At 62.6% G+C, this 615-nt stretch carries 1 protein-coding gene; it reads right to left on the bottom strand.

What is annotated here, in order from left to right; genetic code table 11:
- Positions 1–33 precede the first annotated feature (33 nt).
- The coding region (locus ACQ260_RS17310; protein ID WP_432560713.1) for an IS3 family transposase at positions 34–615 on the bottom strand (582 nt) is incomplete at its 5' end.

The raw sequence follows: 615 nt of genomic DNA on the forward strand, positions 1-615 counted from the left end.
GGGTCTGCTGCACGATCAGGTGACAGTGATTAGTCACGCAGCCTGAAGGGCTGGTGTGGTCATGATCGTCTCGTACTCGATGGGGGTCAACCGGCCGAGGGCGTCCTGCCGACGGCGTCGGTGGTAGGTCCGTTCGATCCAGGTCACGATCGCGATCCGCAGGTCGTCCCGGGTGGCCCATGAACGTCGGTCGAGGACATTGTTCTGAAGCAGCGAGAAGAAGCTCTCCATAGCTGCGTTGTCCCCGGCCGCGCCGACTCTGCCCATCGACCCGACCATGTCGTGACGACCTAGGGCGCGAACGAACTTCCGGCTTCGAAATTGCGAGCCCCGATCGGTGTGAACCACGCATCCGGCGGTATCGCCGCGTCTGGCGACGGCGTTGTTCAACGCTGCGACCGCGATCTTGGACTTCATTCGGGAGTCGATGGAGTACCCCACGATCCGGTTGGAGAACACGTCTTTGAATGCGCAGACATACAGCTTGCCCTCGCGCGTCCTGTGCTCGGTGATGTCGCCTACCCACAACTGGTTTGCCGTGTCGGCGGTGAACTCGTGCCAGACCCTGCCCTGGTCATCCGTGATCGCGCAGAGGTCGTCGTGGACTGGTGGGCC

The sequence above is a fragment of the Ammonicoccus luteus genome, assembly GCF_050880385.1.
Classification (GTDB): domain Bacteria; phylum Actinomycetota; class Actinomycetes; order Propionibacteriales; family Propionibacteriaceae; genus Enemella.